19 protein-coding genes, 2 tRNA genes and 1 pseudogene are annotated in these 21,589 nt (G+C 58.1%); 17 read left to right on the forward strand and 5 right to left on the reverse strand.

The window, feature by feature from the left end; all coding sequences use genetic code 11:
* The first annotated feature begins 1,875 nt into the window (after nucleotides 1–1,875).
* The 4 genes from bcsA to BM216_RS28785 are packed head-to-tail and all read left to right on the forward strand — an operon-like array spanning nucleotide 1,876 to nucleotide 9,699.
* Nucleotides 1,876–4,035, forward strand: a complete 2,160-nt coding sequence (bcsA, locus tag BM216_RS28770) for a UDP-forming cellulose synthase catalytic subunit (protein ID WP_093003096.1) — start codon at nucleotides 1,876–1,878, stop codon at nucleotides 4,033–4,035.
* Nucleotides 4,032–6,455 carry a cellulose biosynthesis cyclic di-GMP-binding regulatory protein BcsB gene (locus BM216_RS28775; protein WP_093003098.1) on the forward strand — a complete coding sequence of 808 codons (2,424 nt, stop codon included), beginning with the start codon at nucleotides 4,032–4,034 and terminating at the stop codon, nucleotides 6,453–6,455. Before bcsA ends, BM216_RS28775 begins: the two co-directional genes overlap by 4 nt.
* On the forward strand, nucleotides 6,452–7,498 hold the full coding sequence (locus BM216_RS28780) for a family 8 glycosyl hydrolase (protein ID WP_093003100.1): 1,047 nt from the start codon (nucleotides 6,452–6,454) through the stop codon (nucleotides 7,496–7,498). Before BM216_RS28775 ends, BM216_RS28780 begins: the two co-directional genes overlap by 4 nt.
* Nucleotides 7,489–9,699, forward strand: coding sequence for a cellulose synthase (locus BM216_RS28785; protein WP_244530380.1), 2,211 nt, complete (start codon nucleotides 7,489–7,491; stop codon nucleotides 9,697–9,699). The genes BM216_RS28780 and BM216_RS28785 overlap by 10 nt, the downstream gene beginning before the upstream one ends.
* Before the next feature lie 64 nt (nucleotides 9,700–9,763).
* Here BM216_RS28785 and BM216_RS35225 read toward each other — a convergent pair.
* Nucleotides 9,764–10,007 (reverse strand): annotated as a pseudogene (locus BM216_RS35225) (hypothetical protein); the annotation flags it as partial.
* Nucleotides 10,008–10,933: 926 nt separating this feature from the next.
* Between BM216_RS35225 and BM216_RS34280 the strand changes: the two are divergent.
* Together BM216_RS34280 and BM216_RS28795 are read left to right on the forward strand one after the other, a co-directional pair.
* Entirely contained in the window at nucleotides 10,934–11,101 is a 168-nt protein-coding gene (locus BM216_RS34280; RefSeq protein WP_177230958.1) for a hypothetical protein, read from the forward strand.
* On the forward strand, nucleotides 11,098–11,430 hold the full coding sequence (locus BM216_RS28795; RefSeq protein WP_093003104.1) for a DUF6105 family protein: 333 nt from the start codon (nucleotides 11,098–11,100) through the stop codon (nucleotides 11,428–11,430). The genes BM216_RS34280 and BM216_RS28795 overlap by 4 nt, the downstream gene beginning before the upstream one ends.
* Here BM216_RS28795 and ruvX read toward each other — a convergent pair.
* Together ruvX and BM216_RS28805 are read right to left on the reverse strand one after the other, a co-directional pair.
* Nucleotides 11,367–11,861, reverse strand: a complete 495-nt coding sequence (ruvX, locus tag BM216_RS28800; RefSeq protein ID WP_093003106.1) for a Holliday junction resolvase RuvX — start codon at nucleotides 11,859–11,861, stop codon at nucleotides 11,367–11,369. The two genes, BM216_RS28795 and ruvX, sit on opposite strands and share 64 nt — an antisense overlap.
* Nucleotides 11,862–11,885: 24 nt before the next feature.
* Nucleotides 11,886–12,191 (reverse strand): alkylphosphonate utilization protein, encoded by a 306-nt coding sequence (locus BM216_RS28805; RefSeq protein ID WP_093003108.1) that lies wholly within the window; start codon nucleotides 12,189–12,191, stop codon nucleotides 11,886–11,888.
* 246 nt (nucleotides 12,192–12,437) lie between these two features.
* Between BM216_RS28805 and BM216_RS28810 the strand changes: the two genes are divergently transcribed.
* The 9 genes from BM216_RS28810 (at nucleotide 12,438) to BM216_RS28850 (ending at nucleotide 18,322) form a co-directional block, all read left to right on the forward strand.
* Nucleotides 12,438–13,148 (forward strand): metal-dependent hydrolase, encoded by a 711-nt coding sequence (locus BM216_RS28810; protein ID WP_093003110.1) that lies wholly within the window; start codon nucleotides 12,438–12,440, stop codon nucleotides 13,146–13,148.
* A 113-nt stretch (nucleotides 13,149–13,261) separates the two neighbouring features.
* Entirely contained in the window at nucleotides 13,262–13,549 is a 288-nt protein-coding gene (gene gatC, locus BM216_RS28815) for an Asp-tRNA(Asn)/Glu-tRNA(Gln) amidotransferase subunit GatC (protein WP_093003112.1), read from the forward strand.
* Nucleotides 13,550–13,609: 60 nt separating this feature from the next.
* A complete protein-coding gene (gatA, locus tag BM216_RS28820; protein ID WP_093003114.1) occupies nucleotides 13,610–15,091 on the forward strand; it encodes an Asp-tRNA(Asn)/Glu-tRNA(Gln) amidotransferase subunit GatA in 1,482 nt (493 codons plus the stop codon).
* Nucleotides 15,092–15,111: 20 nt separating this feature from the next.
* Entirely contained in the window at nucleotides 15,112–15,594 is a 483-nt protein-coding gene (locus tag BM216_RS28825; protein WP_093003116.1) for a GNAT family N-acetyltransferase, read from the forward strand.
* Between the two features lie 217 nt (nucleotides 15,595–15,811).
* Nucleotides 15,812–15,885, forward strand: a tRNA-OTHER gene (locus tag BM216_RS28830).
* Nucleotides 15,884–15,955 (forward strand) — tRNA-Leu (locus BM216_RS28835). Before BM216_RS28830 ends, BM216_RS28835 begins: the two co-directional genes overlap by 2 nt.
* Before the next feature lie 299 nt (nucleotides 15,956–16,254).
* Nucleotides 16,255–17,397 carry a slipin family protein gene (locus BM216_RS28840; RefSeq protein WP_093003118.1) on the forward strand — a complete coding sequence of 381 codons (1,143 nt, stop codon included), beginning with the start codon at nucleotides 16,255–16,257 and terminating at the stop codon, nucleotides 17,395–17,397.
* Nucleotides 17,398–17,466: 69 nt separating this feature from the next.
* Nucleotides 17,467–17,736 carry a hypothetical protein gene (locus BM216_RS28845; protein WP_093003120.1) on the forward strand — a complete coding sequence of 90 codons (270 nt, stop codon included), beginning with the start codon at nucleotides 17,467–17,469 and terminating at the stop codon, nucleotides 17,734–17,736.
* Between the two features lie 76 nt (nucleotides 17,737–17,812).
* Nucleotides 17,813–18,322, forward strand: coding sequence for a GNAT family N-acetyltransferase (locus tag BM216_RS28850; protein ID WP_093003122.1), 510 nt, complete (start codon nucleotides 17,813–17,815; stop codon nucleotides 18,320–18,322).
* Here the strand turns inward: BM216_RS28850 and BM216_RS28855 are convergent.
* A complete protein-coding gene (locus tag BM216_RS28855; protein ID WP_093003124.1) occupies nucleotides 18,319–18,642 on the reverse strand; it encodes a DUF1294 domain-containing protein in 324 nt (107 codons plus the stop codon). The two genes, BM216_RS28850 and BM216_RS28855, sit on opposite strands and share 4 nt — an antisense overlap.
* An 89-nt stretch (nucleotides 18,643–18,731) precedes the next feature.
* Nucleotides 18,732–19,337 (reverse strand): LysE family translocator, encoded by a 606-nt coding sequence (locus BM216_RS28860; protein ID WP_177230959.1) that lies wholly within the window; start codon nucleotides 19,335–19,337, stop codon nucleotides 18,732–18,734.
* Nucleotides 19,338–19,566: 229 nt separating this feature from the next.
* Here BM216_RS28860 and gatB point away from each other — a divergent pair, with 229 nt between their 5' ends.
* Both gatB and BM216_RS28870 read left to right on the forward strand, forming a co-directional pair.
* Nucleotides 19,567–21,069, forward strand: a complete 1,503-nt coding sequence (gene gatB / locus BM216_RS28865; protein ID WP_093003128.1) for an Asp-tRNA(Asn)/Glu-tRNA(Gln) amidotransferase subunit GatB — start codon at nucleotides 19,567–19,569, stop codon at nucleotides 21,067–21,069.
* A gap of 5 nt (nucleotides 21,070–21,074) precedes the next feature.
* Complete coding sequence (locus tag BM216_RS28870; protein WP_093003130.1) at nucleotides 21,075–21,581, forward strand: GNAT family N-acetyltransferase; 507 nt, start codon at nucleotides 21,075–21,077, stop codon at nucleotides 21,579–21,581.
* The last annotated feature ends 8 nt before the right edge of the window (nucleotides 21,582–21,589 follow it).

Here is a 21,589-nt window from a genome sequence, read left to right on the forward strand (position 1 = left end):
CACTGATCTGATCGATCTGCCGCCTGAACCGCTCGTCGCTATCAACGAGGCGATGAAGCGCCTGGCAGGCGAGGCAGGCGCGTAGATGAATCCAAGGTGCGCCGAGTCCTATCTCGTTGGTGACGTCAATCAAATTATCGCTTACACCAGTGTGCGACGGCCCAAGCAACGCGCTCAGCCAAGCGCCTTTCCGAGCGCCATATGAGGCCTCGGCCCCAGGTATCGGGTGCTGAATTGCCGATAGAGAAAATGTCGCTGAGCCCTCTTGGTCGGTGTCTAATGAGTAGCAACAAGCAGCGAATGTTCCAACATGCCGCTCTTAGATAACAATCTGACTTAGACAAACCAGCGGTTCATTCTTAGCGCAGTGGTGCACAACCGAAACTTATCGCTCAAAATCGAGACCTAGAAAGCGGTGCGTGGCTACTAGCGCACCCTTTCAGCCCTTGTTCATATCATGGATTACCCAACGAAAGAACAAAACCACTGCCGTTGCGATAAGGGCAAGTGAAATCAAACCGGAAAAATCGATCATCGCTTCTCTCAAGTTTTACAACTACGTCATGTAGCTGGGTTTGGAGATAGCGCCTGAATATTAAAATCTCAGTAATGGGATTAGCGCACCTGTCCGATGTTACTGCTTGTGCTCCCTACTGCGTCTCGGTGACGCTCTAAACCAAACCGCACTTTTGCCGTCGGGGTTATCAAAATGCTAATATTCGGCGCCTAAATTTACCAATCATTAACCATGATCGTGAGTAGGTAGACTTAGTTTTTTTCGTGCGTCGTCGCTCAACGGCATTTGACGTTGCGGACCCCGGTTAGGATTGTGTCGTGGCAACTGGTCACCAAATGGGATGGATCGTTTTGCTGATCGCTACCGCAGCAGCGGTGTCCGGATGCGGCACGACTGGATCGATCAAGCAGTCGGGTGAATCTGAGCTCGTCGATCTCGAGAAAGCAATGGTGATGCCGCCGCCTGGTGGTCCCGCAATTGTAGGTGTCGTGCAGAAAAGTTACAGGAACGGTCTCGAGCAAACGCTTTCGCTTGCAACTTCGTCAAGCGTCCCAGGCCAGAACTATATGAAGGTCGCCATTATTGGCGGACGTGGAGAGGGAAGTTCGAAGCTATCCTACAGGCCGCTTCGAGCAGGCGCGCTGCAGCAAGAGATTGTCAGGGCTGCACCTGGTGTCCGTCTGTCTCGTTCACCAATTTTTCTGCAAAATTCTTACGGTCCTTTCGGGTATGCATTTGGCCACGGTCGCAGCGGCGATGCTTGTCTTTATGGTTGGCAGCAAATCCGGTCTGGGAGTCAAAATCGCGGCACACCGACTGATCTCGGTATGATTCAGGTTAGGCTTAGGCTTTGCGACCGCCGTGCGACCGACGAGGAACTGCTGAGTGTGCTTTACGGCTACACTATCACTGGGAGTTTTGACGGCCAGCTGTGGAACCCGTTCGGTCGTCCTACGGCGATCGATTCGCGAATCGGGAAGTCGGGTCAGCCCATCTATCCATCGAGCGCCAGAGACGAAAAGGATTTCACCTTTAGCTATTCTGCGGGTCAAGCGTTGAACCCCGTACCTCGGTCTGGGCGCGCATCTGTCCCTCAGGAGGTTCGTGTGTCCGCGCCGACTGCACTAGACGTTCCAGCAGTTTCCAATCGTCCGCTAGTCCCTTTGCCTGGCAGCGCCGCGTCAGCGAGTGTCGCCTCGGACGTAAGCGAAACGCGCCAAAATGGATCGAGCACGGAAGCTTTATCCGGGACTGTTCCTTCACCAGACTGTCTAGGTGCACTGGCACCGGCGGCAAGCTGCAAGTAATGATGACAAGAGGCTGTTACCTCGCGGACCGCGTTCACCTAAGGAAAATAGATGCGTAAAGCTCTGGCTGTCATCATATGGGCTGCGATAGCGGTGTGCGTCATCGCCCTGATCACGCTCCCGGTAAGCCTGCAGACGCAATTAATCGCAAGTATCAGCGTTGTCACCTTCATGGCCATACTCAAGGTTCTCGGCGCGGACGGTCGCTGGCGACTTGTTGCGTTGGCCTTTGGAACGGCGATCGTTCTGCGTTACGTGTATTGGCGAACTACGGAGACCCTTCCACCAGTCAATCAATTGGAAAACTTCATTCCGGGGCTGCTTCTTTACCTCGCAGAGGTCTACAGCGTCATGATGTTGACGCTGAGCTTTTTCATTGTCGCTACGCCGCTTCCGTCCCGACCCTCCAGGGCGAAGTCGCTAACGCATTTTCCGTCTGTCGACGTTTTCGTCCCTTCGTATAATGAAGATCCGGTACTGCTTGCGAACACTCTCGCTGCCGCCAAGGCGATGGATTACCCGGCCGAGAAGCTGCAAGTCTGGCTGTTGGACGACGGCGGCACGCTACAGAAGCGAAATGCTCCTGATATGCTAGAGGCTGAGACTGCGAATGGCCGTAATCGAGAGCTCTCGCAGCTGTGTGAGCAGCTTGGCGTGCGGTATCTCACCCGCGAGCGGAACGAGCATGCAAAAGCTGGAAACCTCAACAACGGCCTTGCCCATTCTGATGGCGAACTCATTGCCGTCTTTGATGCCGATCATGCGCCAGCGCGTGACTTTCTGCTTGAGACGGTTGGTTACTTTGATGACGACCCAAAACTGTTTCTCGTCCAGACTCCGCACTTCTTCTTAAATCCTGACCCTCTGGAACGTAATTTACGTACCTTTGATACCATGCCGAGCGAGAACGAAATGTTCTACGGCATTATCCAGCGAGGTCTCGACAAGTGGAATGCGTCCTTCTTCTGTGGTTCCGCGGCGGTCTTGAGCCGCCGCGCTCTTCAGGTCACCGACGGCTTCAGTGGCGTAAGCATTACCGAAGACTGCGAGACTGCCCTTGCCCTGCACGGCGCCGGATGGAACAGTGTTTATGTCGACAAACCATTGATCGCTGGGCTTCAGCCTGCAACGTTTGCCAGCTTTATCGGTCAACGAAGCCGTTGGGCGCAAGGGATGATGCAGATCCTGCGTTTTCGAATGCCGCTGTTTAAGGGCGGCCTCACTATCCCGCAGCGACTCTGCTACATGTCATCGACCTTGTTCTGGTTGTTCCCTTTTCCACGCACCATCTTCCTCTTCGCGCCTCTGTTTTACCTTTTCTTCGATTTGGAAATATTCAACGCGTCAGGTGGCGAGTTTTTGGCCTACACTCTCGCTTACATGCTCGTGAACCTCATGATGCAAAACTATCTTTACGGCTCTTTTCGGTGGCCTTGGATTTCCGAGCTTTATGAGTTTGTCCAGACCGTGCATCTACTGCCAGCTGTCGTATCAGTCATCCTCAATCCTCGTAAGCCGACCTTCAAAGTAACTGCGAAGGACGAGTCCGTTGCAGTCAGCCGCTTGTCTGAAATCAGTCGCCCCTTCTTCGTTATATTCGCCGTGCAGATCTTAGCCCTGCTGGTGACGATCTATCGTGTCTACGCTGAACCATACAAAGCTGACGTGACACTTGTTGTCGGCGGTTGGAACGTCATTAACCTCATCCTTGCGGGTTGCGCACTCGGGGTGGTCTCGGAACGAGGCGAGAAGGCGGCCGCCCGGCGTGTGAAGGCTCAACGGCGCTGCGAGTTTGGGGCGGGCGGTCAATGGTACTCAGCGTCAATCGAGGACGTGTCCGTAGGCGGAGCTCGGTTGCAAATCTTCGGGCGCGACGCCGCGACGCTAGAGCCAGGCACGACCGCTGAGATTCGTTTCAAACCACATAGTGGCGGCGAGAGTGCAGTTTTGCCTCTGATTGTGCGCGCCGTAGAGCGCACCGGTGAGGTGTCGCTCCTTGGGTGTCAGTACCAGCCAAGAGATGCGCTTGATCATCGTTGGATCGCCGACCTTATTTTTGCGAACTCCTCCCAATGGGAGAATTTTCAGAAAAGCCGCCGTCGTAATCCAGGTCTTATCCGAGGTACGATTTGGTTTCTGGGCATGGCGCTATACCAAACTAGTCGAGGACTTGTATATTTTTCACGTGGACTTGGCAGGAGCGCACGATGAAAAAGCAGGCCCTTCGCGATGTTCTCTTACTGCCTGTCATCATAGCATTACTCGGTACGACGGCAGGGCCCGCCAAATCGCAGCCAGCCCCCTTCGACATGACGCCAGAGAGGCCCGCGGAGCCGCCTGCAGCTCCAAGTTTTCGCTGGCCGCAGGCTGGGCACCCCACTGCCTCGCCCCCCTTCAGTGTCCCGACCGCCCCAACACCTCCAGCCACGGAGCCGCGCGCGAAACCGAACAATCCCTCGGCGCAGACGCGACCAGAGATCGGCACGCGCCGTTATATTATTCCTAGCAAGAGCCTTGTAATGGAAGGCGAGGAGGACCGTCGCGTCTGGTCAATTTATCTCTCTGAACAGCAGGCAAAAGCTAAAGCAAAGTTTCACCTGGGCTTTCAAAATGCAGTCGTCATCGCTCCGGAAATCTCCCAAATTTCTGTGCTGATCAATGGCCAGTTGGTCGGAGATGCGTCGGTTGCTTTCCCGGACGCTCCAGGATCGCGTGTCTTTGACATACCGTCGACCTTACTCCAACCAGGCTCGAACCGAATTGAAATTCGGTCTGTTCAGCGTCATCGGACGGATTGCAGCATCGACTCCACCTATGAACTGTGGACCGACATTGATCCGGCCGAGACTTTTTTGAGCTTCGACAGCCTGCCAGATGCCCGGCCTTCGTTAGCTGATGCGATCCGGGCGATTGGTCCAGATGAAAACGGCAATACAGACTTCGAGGTTCTGATGCCAGCAGTTGGCCAGGCCGCGGCCGGCGAAACACTGGTTCGGTTGTCGCAAGGGCTCTCTCTTTTGTCCGGTATGCCAAATCAAAATTTCAAGATAGAGCGATCGCAGCTGGGCGCTCCGGCACCGGGCCGCATCGGTATCGTCATCGGCACTGCATCAGAGCTTCAGCCCATCTTTGGTGACCTTCCTGCCGGATCACAAACTGCCCCCGTCGCGACACTCGCGACCGATCCTCGCACGGAGGGTCAAGTGCTGTTGATTACTGGGCCGGACTGGAGGGGAGTTGCGGCAGCCGTCGATTCTATCGTGTCCCCGCTCGCGCCTCCCCGTGACATTCGTCGCGACGCAATTTCCACACAGCGCTGGAGCGCACCGGACGCCCCGCTCTTATTCGGCGGTGAGCGCTTAAGTCTGTCTGAGCTTGGGGTCGATAATGTCGAATTTGCGGGACGACGGATCAGGGCAAATTTCAATATCGGCGTTCCTGCTGATTTCTATGCCAATGCATACGGAGAGGCGACACTGCTCCTGGACGCGGCTTTTGCCGAATCCGTTTTGCCAGGGAGCCACTTTGATGTTTACGTAAACGGCAATATAGCCTCGACCATGCCGATCACGTCGCAGAAAGGCGGCATACTTCGTCACATGCCAATCAGAGTAACACTTCGGCATTTCAAGCCGGGTGTTAACAACATCGCCCTAGAAGCTGTCGTGTTGACTGAAAGCGACAAAGTCTGTCAACCTGGCGCTACGTCATTAAAAGAGCCAAGGATCGCGGTGTTTGGAACTTCCGAGTGGGCGATGCCAACCTTCGCTCGAATCGGTCAAATCCCAAATCTGGCGGGCCTCGCTGGAACAGGGTTTCCCTATGGCAGAGGAACCGAGCCCTTGCTCCTGGCGTCAGCACGACTTGACGCAGATACACTTGCTGCGACGTCAACTTTTATGGCCAGGCTAGCGCTTTCTGCTGGGCGGCTCATTCCGATCGAGATACTTGCAAGCCAGAGCACGATCGGTGAGCGCAACGTGCTGTTCTTCGGCGCGCTCTCGGACATGCCGGACAAGTTTTTCGCGCAGCTGAAAATCGATCCAAACAGCGTCGCGGCTTGGCGATCGGTTGGCGACCTGACTGTAAACGGCGTCAATTCCCCGGTGAGCTTTGATGAATGGCGTTCACGGGTGCGGGGTGGTGCTTGGAGTGGTCAAATCAGTGCATTGCAAGAATGGTTGCGCCGCAACTTTGATATCACTCTTTCATCCCTTCAGTTTGCTCCAGGCAAAGAGCCTGCCTTTGCGCCAACCCTTAACCAGAGTCTCGTGATTGCGCAGGGCAGCAGTCCGCAAGGGGCTGCGATTTGGACCGCAGTGACCGCGCCGACCGTTGAAGAACTTAGCAAAGGGGTTAAGGCGATCACTATGCGAGAGCAATGGAGCAAGGTTTCGGGGCGGATCGCAGCTTACGAGGTAAAATCGGGAGAACTGACTTCAGTCAGCGCCAATGATGTGAAGTTCGTCAGAACGATGTCAGAGTCTTCGCTGAACAACTATCGCTTAGTAATCGCGAACTGGTTGTCGACGAACGTTCTTACGTACGCTGTGCTGCTCGTCGTGCTAGCCACAGTACTCGGGCTTGCCACCGCGGCGATGCTCGGAAGTCTCGGGCGGCGAGATCGATGAGAGGGTTTGCGCTGGTTCTTGTGGGCCTGCTTGCCACGTTCACTGGTGGTGCCACAGCGCAAACGCAACAAGAGCTTGTTAACCCTAGCCATTGGCAAGAATATAAAAGTCGCTTCTTAGACCGGAGCGGCCGGATTGTCGATAATGGAAATAGCGGCATCAGTCATAGCGAAGGGCAGGGGTATGGATTGTTGCTCGCCTATTTGTCAGGCAGCAGTGCCGACTTCGAGCAAATCTGGTCTTTCACCAAAACGGAGCTTCTACTGCGGGACGATGGCCTTGCAGTCTGGAAGTGGGATCCGAAATCTGAACCACACGTGGTCGATACAAATAACGCCACGGACGGCGACATTCTGATCGCCTACGCGCTGGCCCTGGCAGGATCTGCTTGGAATAGGGAGGAGTACTTGGCGTCGGCATCAAAAATCGCGAAGGCGATTCTGACGAAGACCGTGGTTGTTGCTGCAGGCAGAACCATTCTCCTGCCAGGAGTTCAGGGGTTCGGTGCAGCTGATCGACAGGATGGACCCGTCATCAATCCGTCCTACTGGGTATTCGAGGCTCTTCCCGTGATGAAGGTGCTTGCCCCCTCGGACAAATGGGACCGTTTGAAAGACGACGGACTGCGATTGATTGAAGCTCTCCAGCTTGGCCCGAAAAAATTGCCGCCAGAGTGGGCTAGTCTCAAGTCGCGGCCGAAGCAAGCGGAACGTTTTGCCCCTCAGTTTTCCTACAACGCTATACGAATACCGCTTTATATGATGCGCGCAGGTATCAATGATCCTGCCAATCTACAGAGGTTTTTGGACAACATGGGCGGGGCTGAGGGAATTGCGTACACCATTGATTTGCCAAGCGGACAAACTCTTGAGCCATTGTCCGATCGCGGTTATCAAATCATTAACCATATTATGGCTTGTGTATTGTATGGGGCTCGGTTGCCGCAGGCCGACCTTCAGTTTGCGCCTGAGCTATATTACCCATCAACACTCCAGTTGCTCGGGCTTGCTCTAGTTAAGGAGAGACACCCGGAGTGTCTGTGAAGCTGTCATTTATCCTACTAGCAGCTACCGCAGCGGGCGCGAGCCTGCTTGCGACGATGAATGACCGCGTCACCGCTACACCATCCTCCGAGGTAACCAGCAGCAGTGCGAGTGGCCGCCAGAGCCGACTTACATCCGAATCCGCGACGACCGGTCCGAAACTACTCGCAACACAAATCAAGGCGGTGCAGTTCGCACAGAACGCACCGTCCGGAGCGTCTCAAGCATCAATGGAGTCTGGCTTACCCGCGATCACCCCGTCGCAACCGGCTCCGCCATACACAACTCAGGCACAGGCCACGCCTGGTCCCAGTTCGGGTAGCACTGGAACTTCCGATCCGAAGGCAGATCAGGTCGAGCCGGATTTAGCTGCGCTCCGCTATTTCGCGCAGCAGGGGGATACCGCGCGGCTGCAGGCCGAAATCGCGCGGCTTCGTGCCCTGTATCCAACGTGGGTGCCTCCGGATAATCCGTTAGCCGTTCCAGTCAATCATGACCGTCAATTGGAAGACATGTGGAGGCTCTATTCGGAAGGGCAATATGCCGAGGTACGCAAGTTAGTCGCGGCGCGTCAGGCTTCCGACCCGTCATGGCAGCCACCACAAGACCTTCTTGAACGGCTTGACGTTGCTGAGACAAGAGCGCGTCTCATAAACGCGTCGGATTCAAGCCAATTCGGGACTGTCGTAACGCTCGCGGCATCAACACCAAGTCTGTTGAACTGCGGAGATCCGGATGTTCTTTGGCGGTTGGCGGAAGCGTTCGAGCGAACGGACCGGACACAACGTAGCCTTGATGTGTACCGATACGTCCTGCAAAATTGCACGGACCCGAAACAACGGTTGGCGACCGTCCAGAAGGCTGCGGGCCTACTGCCTTACAAAACTTTCGCCACACTCTTATCATTCGAGAAGAATGACGAGTTTGCTAGCGTCCGGAACGATCTGGTTCGCCGTCAAGTCGCTGACGCCAATAAAACTCCAGGAAGCATTGTCGGACCTGACGTTCTCGATCGTCTAAGGGAGCTGGCTTCAGAGGGGAGGGATGCTTCCGACATGCTCCTCCTCGGTTGGTACGGAATTCGCCATAACAACATGGCCGACGCCGAAAACTGGTTTAGGATGGCGCGCGCACAAGGCGATAGCAGTTCCGCATCCCAAGGCTTATCGCTTGCTTTGGTAAGCCGCGGCGCTGCGGCAGAAGCCGAGCAGGTTATGCTTATCTGGAAGGATGACTCGGAAGAGGCGGGTGCGGTATATCTAGCGGCGACCGCCAGCCTCCTGTCTCAAAATCCGCCGTCAAAATTACCAGACGATGTCCTGCAGCGGATCGCAGCAGCGGCATTCGAGAAAAGGTATGTTCCGACAGCACAACTCCTTGGTTGGTATGCAAGGGCTTTCGGCCAACCGCAGACAGCTGCACGATGGTTCGAAACGGCTCTCGATTGGAAACCTGACGATGAGCCGTCAGCCTATGGCCTAGCGATCACTCGTCAGCAACTAAACGACCGTAGTGGCGTGGCAACGATCCAGCAAAGCTGGGCTGGGCGATCTGACCGTATCGCAAACCTGGGCTTGCTTGTGCCAAAGACGGTTCGTCCTTCCGCCATCGAGCCTACTCCGCAGACAGGAGTGCAATCGCGCTCACAGCCGACCGCCGAGCTTTCACGACCACGCTCTGCGCCTGCGCGACAACGCGATTGTTTGGCGACAGGGAGTTCAGCGAGTATGTCGGCATCCGCGGCCCTCGCGCGGGGATGGTGCTTGATGGAACTCAATCGACCGTTGGAAGCAGCCGAAGCATTTGAAACTGCACTCTTGAAGGGCGATGACAGGTCACGTTCCGATGCCTCTTATGGCCAGAGCCTCGCGTACTTGAGGCTTGGTCTGACGAATAAGGCGGCTGTCGCCGCAGCGAAAGCTCCACAGAGAAAGGGAAGATCAGTCGAATTACAACTGGCAATCCTAGCGGACCGCGCCAACTCTGCGTTCAATGCTGGAAGGTTTCGTGAGGCGATCGTTCATCTTGATCAGCGCGCCAGGTTCCAGCCTGAAGCCTCCGATCTAATGGTATTGAGAGCCTACGCTTTGCAGAACCTTGGTGATAACGTCCAAGCACTCAGGCTCTTCGAAGCGGTCGCGGAAACCGGAAATCGTGACGCGATCCGAGCGGCGGCGGATTTAAGGACATCATTACAATAGTCTCTGCGATGATCCAGTTAATGCGGCTATTGCAGAAACGGCGCTGCGTGCTTGGGCAACTCCGCGCTGGCAGGGCCCGGCCGACTCTGTCGTTACTGATGTCGGCGACTTGGCTCAGTCCATCTAGCAAGCCGAGTGCTTGAAGGACGCCTGTATAGAGGCCAATGCCGACATTGGCGTCGCCAGCCTCGATCTTTGAAGCGTTGGGCGTGAAGTGAAGGCGCGCTCGCCTACTACGACATCGGCAGGCGGCGATGTCGGCGTGCGTCGTGGATGTCCGCACCCAGTTTGCGCAGCGCGCGCCGCACAGCGGCCGGAGGGTCATGAGGTGTTGGCTATTGCTCGCTTTGCACGACAGATTTGCCGAATATGTAGCACGAAGATTACAATTTCAGAGGGGTTGCCTAGTTGGACGCTGATAGTTTCGGTGCCAGTGGCACGGGTTGGAGCGGGAGCAGGTCACATACAGGAATCTGCGCGCTTAGCCCTCTCGGTCGGCAGCTAGTGACGTAATCAGAAGCCGCGGATGTTCAAATACGGCGATCTTGCAATAGACAAATCGAGAAAGCAGTGGCTTAGACAAGTCAGAGTAATGGGTCGGCGGTTCCAATAAGACCACGTATTGACTATGCCTGCAAACGTACCCGGACGCGTACGCAAATGCTCATCCCTCAGGTCGCGCATTTTGCTGGCGGGAAACGCTCTGGATATGGGAACCGCCGCGCCGTACTTGAAAGAGCTCGCCAGGTTAGGTCACCTCCGACGCCCTAAGCCTGTTCTTTGTCACCAGCGAAAAGGGGCAGCGCCGTTCAGACGCTGAGATGCGGGGGGAAAGGAAGAGGGAGCGGCACGGGACCGGGGAGTAGAGGTTTTCGCTTCCATCCTTCGTGTCAAAACCGACTTACGCATGCTTGGACAGAGGCCCGAAGCAGATCGATCTCGACAAGCTCGCCCCAAAAAACATCGATGCGGATAGCTTATCCGAGCTAGCAATTCCATTTAATAATAAAACCGCTTCGGTTGTCCGCAACGGATAATTTGCATGCTGGTCGTCACAAACAGTTTCGGCATCCGCTCGTAGCGTCGGCTGTGCGACTAGGTTCAGCGCAAAGCGTTCGTCCACAGGCGCGATTGATGAAATTAACCATATTCACCGGTTTGCATTGCGCAAAATCAGCGCTCGCCTAATTTCGTTAATATGTTGTTAACCAGCTTCCTTAAGGCCTCATCCCGGATGATAATCCTATCCAGGCAGTATGCGATGCTGGTCGCCTCGACGGCCGCCTTTGCCGTTCTGGCGCTCGACATTGCCTATCCGGCGATGGTTCTGAGCATCATGGCGGCGATGCGCTGGCTTCTGCCGGAGCTTTATCTGGCAACGGCGAGGGAACTGGCTGCATGAAGTGGTTCATCATTCTCTGGGCTGGCCCCGTGGCGCTTCTCGGCAGCTGGTACGGCCTTTCCTATTACGACATGAGCTTCGGCTTCTTCATGCTGACCCGCCAGACCCATGACCTTGTTTTCCAGGTCTATGGCAATGTTCTCGGCATTCCGCCGGAAACCATTCCGCCGCTCGTCGCCCGTGCCATCGCATTCGACAGCCTGATCGTGCTGGCCATTGTCGCTTTCCGCAAGCGCAAGGCGATCGCCGCATGGTGGCGCCGGCGTCAGTCTTCGAAAGGGGAACTGGCCTCAGCGCGCAGCGAAGAGAGCCTGTCCAGCGCTCCCTGAAGAATGAAGCTTGCGGCGGCCGAATCGATCCGCTCGGCCCGCTTGGCGCGCGAGACGTCCATTTCCAGCAGCGCCCGCTCCGCCGCGACGGTTGAAAGCCGCTCATCCCAGAAGACGAAGGGCAGGGCGGTCTTTTCCGACATCGAGCGCACGAAGGCACGCGTCGCCTGGACGCGGGGACCGGCCGAGCCGTCCATATTCGTCGGCAGCCCGATGACGAAGGCAGCCACCTTTTCCCTGGCCGCAAAATCCAGGAGCGTCACCGCATCCTGTGTGAACTTCACCCGTTTGATCACCTGCCGTGGCGACGAGAAACGGCGGCCGAGATCCGACATGGCAAGCCCGATCGTCTTGGTGCCGAGGTCGAGCCCGGCAATCGCCTGGTTCGGCTGGAGCTTTTCGGCCAGTTCCTCGATCGTCAATGTTGCCATATCTCTTGTCCTGCCTTTTGAGCGTTAGGTCTTCTTGCGGACGAATTCGGTGCGCAGCACCAGGCCCTTGATCGTATCATGCCGGCAGTCGATTTCCTCGGGATTGTCCGTGAGGCGGATCGAGCGGATGACGGTGCCCTGTTTCAGTGTCTGACCGGCACCCTTGACCTTCAGGTCCTTGATCAGGGTCACGGCGTCGCCGTCCACGAGCACATTGCCAGATGCGTCCCGCACAGCCGATTTTTCGGCAGCCTTTGCCGCGGCTTCTGAAGCGGGCAGCCATTCGCCCGTTGCTTCGTCGTAAACATAATCGTCGTCACTGGTGGACATGCCAAATCCTTGCGTCATGAAAAATAGCGACGCTGCGGTTATGATGTTTGATGAAACGGCAACGTCGGTGGTCGCTTATCGCACGCGTGTAGGGCTTGCAACCAAAGTGGCCTGTTTCTCTACTTCCGGTCTGTCGTCTTGTCCGTGGCTTTGCGTAGTGCTTGCCTGCAGGCGTTGCCACCGATTCGAACCGCCTTATATTTTGCCCTCATATTCCTCCCGCCCCGTATTCCAAGGAGTTCCCCCATGAAGATCACCTGGCTCGGCCATGCCGCGTTCTGTATCGAGACCGCGAAGGCGAAGATCCTGATCGATCCCTTCCTCTCCTATAACCAGCCCTTTGCCGATGCCGGCCTCGACATCAAGGACGTGACGGACGGCATTACCCACATCCTGCTGACCCACGGTCACGCCGACCATGTCGGTGATACGGTCGCCATCGCCAAGGAAAAGGGCGCTGTCGTTCTCGCCAATGCCGATCTCGGCTCCTGGCTCGGCACCAAGGGCCTAGAAAAGATCGAGATGGGCAATACCGGCGGTACTGTCGGCTTCGAAGGCTTTACCGCGACCTTCACCCAGGCGCTGCATTCCTCCGGCCAAGTGGATGAAATGGGCGTCGCCCATTCGCTCGGCTCTGCCAACGGCCTGATGCTGCATCTCGACGACGAGATGTCGGTGCTGCATATGGGCGATACCGATATCTTCACCGACATGGGGCTGATCAACGAACTGCACCAGCCGGATATCGGCATCGTGCCGGTCGGCGACCGCTTCACCATGGGCGGTGCGGTCGCGGCGCTGGCCTGCCAGCGCTTCTTCGATTTCAAGCACGCCATTCCCTGCCATTATGGCACTTTCCCGATCATCGATCAGACGCCGGAAAAGTTCGTCAAGGGCATGGAAGGCATGAAGACCAATGTCGAGGCTCCGAAGCCCGGCGCGACGCTGAGCTTCTGAGGCTCGACGAAGACTAAAGGGCGGCGCCGGTGAAATGAACGGTGCCCCCTGTTGCGAAGGGCGGGTATGGTCATTATAGCGAAGGGGATTTCTTATTGCCCCGGAGTTTAGCCATGTCCGTCGATCTCGCCACCGTCAAGCGCGTCGCGCGCCTTGCCCGCATTGCGGTCTCGGAAGAAGATGCCAATCGCATGGTCGGTGAGTTGAACGGCATCATCGATTTCGTCGAGCAGCTTTCCGAAGTGGATGTGACCGGCGTCGAGCCGATGACCTCGGTGACGCCGATGGACATGCGCAAGCGCCAGGACGACGTGACCGACGGCGACAAGGCCGAGGATATCGTCGCCAACGCGCCGTCCACCGACCGCAATTTCTTCCTGGTGCCGAAGGTTGTCGAATAAGCCGCTCGTCTGAGAAGCGCTTCCGACCCTCTCCACGCATTCGAACATTTTGAAGAGACCATGACCGAACTCACCAGCCTCACCATTGCCGAAGCCCGCGAGAAGCTCGCGTCGAAGGAAATCACCTCGGTCGAGCTGACCAAGGCCTATGTCGATGCGATCGATGCCTTCAACGGCACGTTCAATGCCTATGTCACCACCACGCCGGAAAAGGCGATGGAGATGGCGAAGGCTTCCGACGAGCGCCGCGCCGCCGGCACGGTCGGCGCGCTGGAAGGCATCCCGCTCGGCATCAAGGACCTGTTCGCCACCGAGGGGGTCCACACCCAGGCCGCCTCGCACATTCTCGACGGCTTCAAGCCGAAATACGAATCGACCGTTACCCAGAACCTCTGGGACGATGGCGCCGTCATGCTCGGCAAGCTCAACATGGACGAATTCGCCATGGGCTCGTCCAACGAGACCTCGTTCTATGGTCCGGTGATCAACCCTTGGAAAGCCGAAGGCTCCAACCAGCAGCTCGTGCCCGGCGGCTCGTCCGGTGGTTCGGCGGCAGCCGTTGCCGCACATCTCTGCGCCGGCGCGACCGCCACCGATACCGGCGGTTCGATCCGCCAGCCGGCAGCCTTCACCGGCACCGTTGGCATCAAGCCGACCTATGGCCGCTGCTCGCGCTGGGGCACGGTCGCGTTTGCTTCCTCGCTCGACCAGGCCGGCCCGATCGCCCGCGACGTGCGTGATGCCGCGATCATGCTGAAGTCCATGGCCTCCGTCGACAAGAAGGACACGACCTCGGTCGACCTTCCGATCCCGGACTACGAGGCGGCTCTCGGCCAGTCGGTCAAGGGCATGAAGATCGGCATTCCGAAGGAATATCGCGTCGACAACATGCCAGAAGATATCGAAGCACTCTGGCAGAAGGGCATCGCCTATCTGAAGGACGCCGGTGCCGAGATCGTCGACATCACCCTGCCGCACACGAAATATGCGCTGCCGGCCTATTACATCGTGGCGCCTGCCGAAGCGTCGTCCAACCTTGCTCGCTATGACGGCGTTCGCTACGGCCTGCGCGTCGACGGCAAGGACATTGCCGACATGTACGAAAAGACCCGCGCCGCCGGCTTCGGCACCGAGGTCAAGCGCCGCATCATGATCGGCACCTACGTCCTGTCGGCCGGTTATTACGATGCCTATTACCTGCAGGCGCAGAAGGTTCGCACGCTGATCAAGCGCGATTTCGAGCTGGCCTTCCATGCCGGTGTCGACGCGATCCTGACGCCGGCCACGCCGTCGTCGGCCTTCGGCATCGCAGACGAGAACCTCGCTGCCGATCCGGTCGCCATGTACCTGAACGACATCTTCACGGTGACGGTCAACATGGCCGGCCTGCCGGGCATCGCGGTACCTGCCGGCCTCGACAAGAAGGGCCTGCCGCTCGGTCTGCAGCTCATCGGCAAGCCGTTCGAGGAGGAGACGCTGTTCCGCACCGCTCATGTCATCGAACAGGCAGCCGGCAAGTTCACGCCGGCCAAGTGGTGGTAAGCGGGCTGGAAATTCGAGAAATGACTGTCGCCGACCACCTAGTGGTCGGCGAAGTCGGTTTTGCGGCCTGGAAATCCAGTGACGCCTTCAAGGGGATGCTGCTCGCCCCCGACGTGATCGAGCGGACGCGCGAGGCCTACGAGAGCTTTGCGCCGCAGACACAGGGCGAGGTCTGGATCGCGGACATCGACGGCGAGGTCGTCGGTTGGGCGGCACGCGATGGCGCGCCGAACTATATTTCAGATGTCTGGATCAGGCCCGATCATCAGGGCAAGGGCAAGGGCAAGGGCAAGGGCATCGGCAGAGCCCTTGTCGAACATGCCTGCGAGCGGATCGAGGCAGAAGGCCATGCGACGGCCACCATCCACAGCCATGCTCGAAACGCCTCTGCGATCCGTCTATACGAGCGCTGCGGTTTTTCCACTGTCTGGCGCGGCATCGAGCCTTCCAAGAGCATGGGCATGGACCTCGAAAAGATTCATCTTGAAAAGCCACTCACTTGAAAATTCAGCGTTTCTAATGTGTTGCGTTTGCGCAACGTTGTTCCGGCGACTGATTCGGCGAGGCTTATCGGCGGTTGCCGGGAACAAGTCTTTCCCCTAAATGCGCCCTCCCGGTCGTCAGCCGGTATGGATATCAGCGGATGGAGTTACAAACCTCCTCCCGTGCAGTGCGGCTTTGCCGGTCTGTATGCGGATGCCATGCCGGAGGTCGGAATATTGCGATGTAGCTCAGCGGTAGAGCACCGGCATTTCAGCCGGAGGTCGCGGGTTCGAGTCCCGTTATTGCAGCCATTGGATAGCTCAGTGGATAGAGCATCAGATTTAGGTTCTGAAGTCGAAGGTTCGAATCCTTCTCCAGCACCCTGCAACGGTGTTCCAATATTTGACGGTTCGGGGACCGGAATGCCGATGAAGGGGAAGGAGCCGAAAGGCTTCCGATCTTTCTGACACCAAGGGCGCAAGCCAGAACGACTGCGAAGATCGCGCCGCATGCCGGTCAGCTAAGGAGCTTCTCCGAGGCCCGCCCGTGTGCTGCAACGTCCTCTCCTGCCGTTCCGCGAGCGCCCCTTGCCACCGGTCCCCGGATCAAAATGCCGGGAAGAATGAAAACTGAACTGAAAGGACATATCGGCCGATGATATAGCCGAAGGAGTGAAGAACATGACTGGACTTTTCGAGATGATTTTGGGACGCAAGCGCGTCCTCGTGAAGGAAAACGAACGCGTAATTGCCCTGAACAAGGGCCAGATCCTGGGCATATTCGGGCCCGGCATGCATTGGATGCCGAACACCCGCAACAGCCTGGAAATCGCGCGTTACGACCTGAGCACCCCCGCGTTCAATTCGCTGTACGAAAAGCCTCTGTTCGATAAGCTCCCGGATGTGGCCGAACGCAATCTCGCCGTTTTCCGAACGGGCCCGAGCGAGGTGGCGGTCATTGAGCGCGATGGCGCGATCCATGCCGTGCTGATGCCGAACCAGAAGCTGATCGTCTGGAAGGATGCCGGTCCGTGGTCTGAGACGCGTATCGACGTATCGGGCGATCTTTCGGTCGCACCGGCGTTGATGCGCCGCCTCGCCCAGGCCCGTCATGCGGCTGCGATCAGCTCCTATGTCGTCAACGAGGGGCAGGTCGGCCTGCTCTTCATCGACGGCGCACAGGCCGGCATATTGTCGGCCGGCGTGCACGGGTTCTGGAATGTCGGCAAGGCGTTCCAGGTCAAGGTGATCGACCTCAAGTGGCAGTCGCTCGATGTGACGGGCCAGGAGCTCCTGACCCGTGACCGCGTGACGATCCGCATCAACATCTCCGCCGAATACCGTGTCACCGACCCGGTCAAGGTGGTGACGGTGGTGAAGGACTTCTCCGACGCGCTGTACCGCGCGCTGCAGTTCGTCTTCCGCCACACGCTCGGCAGCCTGACGCTCGACCAGATCCTCGAGCGCAAGGTGACGATCAATGCGGAAGCGGCCGAAAAGGTGCGCATCGACATGGCGGCGATCGGCATCGAGGTGGCGGGCATCGAGCTCAAGGACGTGATCCTGCCGGGCGAGATGCGCGAGATCCTCAACCAGGTCGTTGCCGCCGAAAAGCAGGCCGAGGCGAACGTAATCCGCCGCCGTGAAGAAACGAACGCCACCCGTTCACTTCTCAACACAGCCAAGGTGATGGCCGAGAACCCGGTCATGTTGCGCCTGAAGGAACTCGAGGCGCTCGAAACCATCGCCGGCAAGGTTGGTCACCTGACCATCCACAACGGCACCGGCGGGTTGATGAACGACATTATCAACCTGCGCGACTGAAGAGAACAGGCGCCGCCCGACAAGACCGGCGGCGCCTTTTTCGTTCGGGAACGAGAAGGAAGAACGGCGATGCCGAAACAGGATCTTGGCCATCTTATCGAAGCCCTCGACAGGCTGGCCGTCGCCGATTTTGCGATGGGGCCGGAATGGCAGGCCGTGCACGACATCTGTCAAGCCCATGAGGGAGAGCAGCCCTTCGATTGGGGCCATGCGCTCTGCCATCGGATCGAAGGCGACGACTGGAATGCGGGCTACTGGTATCGCCGCGCTGGAAAGCCGGTTGCAAATGGCGCCTTCGCAGACGAATGGGCGGCCATGAAGGTGGAAATTTCAACCTAAACGGAAATGTGTGCGTATCGCCGTCTGGTCAAAAGACCAGACTCAATGCTCTACTGTTCCGACAACAGGGGCAAGCATGGCCACAACCCGCAACGCGCGTGAAGACGAAGTGGACGTCCTGGCGGAAATCGGTTTCCGCGCGTGGGAAAAGGCGATGGAGTCGATCGGCGAGATGACCGATATGCGCGACAGCGCATTGTCCGCCTTCCGCAATTTCGCCCGCTCCTCCTGGCTCACCATCACCGTCGTCGAGCAGCATGGCTATCAGGCCGGCTGGGCTGCCCGCGAACATCTCGACGAGCTGATCTCGGATTTCTGGATCGATCCGCATTATCGCAGGCAGGGGCTCGGCAAGGCGCTTCTGGCCGAGGTGGAGTCCGAGATCCTGCGCCAGGGTTTCGAGGCGGCCCGTATCGAAACCCACGCCCAGAACAGCGAGGCGACCGGTTTCTTCGAGAAGCACGGCTACCGCATCAACTGGCTGTCGATCGCCTATTCGCCGAAGATCGACCGCGACGTGCAGTCGGTCGGCCTTACAAAGGCGCTCGTCGAAGCGCCGCCCGCTGCTTATGGCCACGAATTTTAGCTATCCATGCTCCAGTGCCGGAGCAAGGCAACGAGCCCGTCCGGCGCTGCGATGACGGCGAAGAGACAGGCAAGCTGCAGGATGAAGAAGAAGGGCAGGGCCACATTGAATGGCGGCTTGCGTGTCTTGTGGCGAAGCAGCCTCTGTGCTGCGAGCGCTCCTGCGCCTCCACCGGCGAAGGCGAGGAGCAGAAGGGTCGATTCCCGTATGCGCCATTCATTTCTGCGAGCTGCCCGCTTGTCCCACCAGTAGACCAGGAAGACGGCCGCGTTCAGCATGAGATAGGCGAGCAGGAGATGCGGGTAGTATCCGGGTTGCATGCCTGCTTCTACGCGACGGGCGGTTAATCAATGTCACCCGCGAATGCCACGCCTGGTCGGATCGATGTGAAGCTCCTGTCGCCGACGCATCAGGCGGAGACCAGAAGCGCAATTGCCGGCAGCATGATCAGACCTCCGAGAGCGATATTGAGGAACCTGGCGATTTCCTTCCTGGCGAGCAGAAACCGCAATCCCTGTCCACCGCTCGCGTAGAGAAGAAGAGATGCCAGTTCGATGACCACGAGCAGCGCGACGAGCTGTAGGGCCTGGGGCATGAGCGGCCGCTGGGGAAGGAGCAGGGCCGGCAGCATTGCCGTATAGAGGATCCAGGCCTTGGGATTGCTCGCCGCGACGAAGAACCCCAATCTGGCGAGAGCAAAGGGCGAGTCCGCCTGGCCGGATATTTGCTGATCTGTTTCTGGTTGGGCGGAAAACATGACGCAGGCCCCGACATAAAGCAGATAGGCGCTGCCCAGGACCGTCATTGCCTTGTAGGCAAGCGGATTGCCGAGAAAGAGTGTCGAGATGCCCATGAGCACGAAGGTTGCGATCAGCGCCACCGCGCACAACTCGCCGGCCATCATCCAGAGTGTCCGGCCGACACCGATCCGAAGGCCGAGGTTCAGTGCCAGAAGCATGCACAGGCCGGGCAGAAGAGAGACGGAGATCAGTACGGGTATCGCGTTGGTCAGCATCATCTATCCCAGGCAGGTTCAAAAGTCCTGGGGCGGACAAGATACCGCTTTGATCACCCGTTTGTTTTAAGGGTGCCCGGATGCTCTTACAGCTGTAATGGCGGCAGGGCTTGCGCGCGCCGGCAGTTTGGCCGCGGCGATGCTGTACCAAGCCGCCGCAAGCCTTGCGTCACAGCCGCATTTGCTCTACCTCACGGGCTAGCAATCGACACTATTCCAAGAGCATAAGATGACCCTGATCGACGTCCGTACCCCCGATCCGAAACGCTTCATCCCCGGCGCCACCGGCGACTGGGAAGTGATCATCGGCATGGAGGTTCACGCTCAGGTCCTCTCCAATTCAAAGCTCTTCTCCGGCGCCTCGACGGAATTCGGCAAGCCGGCAAACGGCAATGTGTCCCTCGTCGATGCCGCCATGCCAGGGATGCTGCCGGTCATCAACGAGGAATGTGTCCGTCAGGCGGTGCGCACCGGTCTCGGCCTGAAGGCCCAGATCAACAAGCGCTCGATCTTCGACCGCAAGAACTATTTCTATCCCGACCTGCCGCAGGGCTACCAGATCTCGCAGTTCAAGGATCCGATCGTCGGCGAGGGCCAGATCGTCATCTCGCTCGGTCCGGATCGTCAGGGCCAGTTCGAGGATATCGAGATCGGCATCGAGCGCCTGCACCTGGAACAGGACGCCGGCAAGTCGATGCATGACCAGCATCCGACCATGTCCTATGTCGACCTCAACCGCTCCGGCGTCGCGCTAATGGAAATCGTGTCGAAGCCCGACATGCGTTCCTCCGACGAAGCCAAGGCCTACATGACCAAGCTGCGCTCGATCGTGCGTTACCTCGGCACCTGCGACGGCAACATGGACGAAGGTTCGATGCGCGCCGACGTCAACGTCTCCGTGCGCCGTCCGGGCGAGGGTTTCGGCACGCGCTGCGAGATCAAGAACGTCAACTCGATCCGCTTCATCGGCCAGGCGATCGAATACGAGGCACGCCGCCAGATCGCCATCCTCGAGGACGGCGGCTCGATCGACCAGGAGACCCGCCTCTTCGATCCGGGCAAGGGCGAGACCCGCTCGATGCGCTCGAAGGAAGACGCGCATGACTACCGCTATTTCCCCGATCCGGATCTGCTGCCGCTCGAATTCGACGATGCCTTCATCGACATGCTGCGCGCAGACCTCACCGAACTGCCGGACGACAAGAAGGCTCGCTTCGTGTCGGAACTCGGCCTGTCGATCTATGACGCCTCGGTTCTCGTCTCGGAAAAGGCGATCGCCGATTATTTCGAAGCCGTTGCCGAAGGCCGCGACGGCAAGATGGCGGCAAACTGGGTCATCAACGACCTGCTGGGTGCCTTGAACAGAATCGGCAAAGATATTGAAGAGACTCCGGTTTCTCCGGCTCAGCTCGGCGGCATCATCGACCTGATCAAGGCCGAGACCATTTCCGGCAAGATCGCCAAGGACCTGTTCGAGATCGTGCTCACCGAAGGTGGCGACCCGGCCGAAATCGTCGAAGCCCGCGGCATGAAGCAGGTGACCGACACCGGCGCTATCGAGAAGGCCGTGGACGAGATCATCGCCGCAAACCCGGATCAGGTCGAGAAGGTGAAGGCCAAGCCGACGCTTGCCGGCTGGTTCGTCGGGCAGGTGATGAAGTCGACCGGGGGTAAGGCAAACCCGCAGGCCGTTCAGGCGCTGGTCAAGGCCAAGCTCGGAATCGAGGAGTAGACCTTATGGTCTACTTCGTTCGCACCGCCGGCGAGGAGGACGTGGAGAAGATCCGCGACCTTCTCGGCGAAACCTTTCACGATACCTACGATCCGTTCTACGGCACCGATCAGGTGACGCGTATGGTGAGCGGCTGGCATTCCGCCAACGCGATCCGTCAGCGCATCGGCAAGAAGGACGGTGAGTTCCTGGTGGCCGATGATGGTCGCAGGATCGGCGGCATCGCCTACGCTGCCATGTATCCGAAAATGGCAAAGACCGTGATGCTGCATCAGCTTTACGTCCGCCCGTCCTGCCAGAACGAAGGCATTGGCCGCGATCTCTTTGCTGAGGTCGAAACCTGTTTCCCGGATGCCGAAATCATGCGCGTCGAGGTGGCTTTGCCCAACGTCCGCGCCATGTCCTTCTACGAGCGCCTCGGCTTTTCCGAGGTCGATCGCATGGAGGAGTGGGGCGCGCCGAATTCGGGCCTGCCCGCCGTCATTCTGGAAAAGCGATTGCTGCAGCATTGAAACGGACC

Origin of the sequence: Rhizobium sp. NFR07 (genome assembly GCF_900111905.1) — a bacterium.
GTDB lineage: Bacteria > Pseudomonadota > Alphaproteobacteria > Rhizobiales > Rhizobiaceae > Neorhizobium.